The following is a 1,617-nucleotide window of genomic DNA, read 5'->3' as shown; positions in this document are numbered from 1 at the left end:
ATAGGGACCGAACTGTCTCACGACGTTCTAAACCCAGCTCACGTACCTCTTTAAATGGCGAACAGCCATACCCTTGGGACCTGCTCCAGCCCCAGGATGAGATGAGCCGACATCGAGGTGCCAAACACTGCCGTCGATATGGACTCTTGGGCAGTATCAGCCTGTTATCCCCGGCGTACCTTTTATCCGTTGAGCGATGGCCCTTCCACTCGGGACCACCGGATCACTATGGCCGTCTTTCGACTCTGCTCGACTTGTCAGTCTCGCAGTCAGGCTGGCTTCTGCCATTGCACTCAACGAGCGATTTCCGACCGCTCTGAGCCAACCTTCGCGCGCCTCCGTTACGCTTTAGGAGGCGACCGCCCCAGTCAAACTACCCGCCACACAGGGTCCCGGATCCGGATAACGGACCGCGGTTAGACATCAAGCAGAACAAGGGTGGTATCTCAAGGATGGCTCCACAGGGACTGGCGTCCCTGCTTCGAAGCCTACCACCTATCCTGCACATGTTGTGCCTGATGCCAGTGTGAAGCTGTAGTAAAGGTGCACGGGGTCTTTCCGTCTAACCGCGGGAAGCCTGCATCTTGACAGGCAATTCAATTTCGCTGAGTCGATGTTGGAGACAGCGGGGAAGTCGTTACGCCATTCGTGCAGGTCGGAACTTACCCGACAAGGAATTTCGCTACCTTAGGACCGTTATAGTTACGGCCGCCGTTTACCGGGGCTTCAATTCGGAGCTTGCACCCCTCCTTTTAACCTTCCGGCACCGGGCAGGCGTCAGACCCTATACGTCGTCTTGCGACTTCGCAGAGCCCTGTGTTTTTAGTAAACAGTCGCCACCCCCTGGTTTGTGCCCCCAGCCAATACTTGCGTAGAAACTGGGCCTCCTTCTCGCGAACTTACGGAGGTATTTTGCCGAGTTCCTTCAACATCGTTCTCTCAAGCGCCTTGGTATGCTCTACCAGTCCACCTGTGTCGGTTTAGGGTACGATCTCATGGAGGGCTATTTCCAGGAACCGATCAGCGGCCCGCCCAATCCGATAAGGGCGAACAACAGTCACGATCCGTCACATCCTCCTGGCCCAGGAATATTAACCTGGTTCCCATCGACTACGCCTTTCGGCCTCGCCTTAGGGGTCGGCTTACCCTGCTCAGATTAGCTTTAAGCAGGAACCCTTGGACTTTCGGCGACAGGGTCTCTCACCCTGTTTGTCGCTACTCATGTCATCATTCTCGCTAGTGATCGCTCCACAGCTCCTCACGGAACTGCTTCATCGCCAAACCCGTTCCTCCAATGCATCCCGAGGGATGCTAAGGAGGAGTGGGTTTTATCACACTACGCTCCGCTACCATGCCTTGCGGCATCCTAAGCTTCGGCTCGTGGCTTGAGCCCCGTTACATCTTCGCCGCAGGACAACTTGATTAGACCAGTGAGCTGTTACGCTATCTTTAAAGGATGGCTGCTTCTAAGCCAACCTCCTGGTTGTTTTGGTCGTCCCACCTGCTTTCCCACTTAGCCACGAATTGGGGGCCTTAGCTGTAGGTCAGGGTTGTTTCCCTCTTCACGACGGACGTTAGCATTCGCCGTGTGTCTGCCATCTAGTACTCCCGGGTATT

General features: G+C 55.3%; 1 rRNA gene (only partly in view). It reads right to left on the bottom strand.

Going from position 1 to position 1,617, the window contains the following annotated elements:
* Nucleotides 1–1,617, bottom strand: a 23S ribosomal RNA gene (locus tag KCI33_RS02035); its annotated part runs 935 nt beyond the window's last position; the annotation flags it as partial.

The sequence above is a fragment of the Actibacterium sp. MT2.3-13A genome, assembly GCF_018139985.1.
Classification (GTDB): Bacteria; Pseudomonadota; Alphaproteobacteria; order Rhodobacterales; family Rhodobacteraceae; genus JAGSOU01.
The sequence above is the reverse complement of the archived record's forward strand: the minus strand, read 5'-3'. Positions and strand labels throughout refer to the sequence as shown.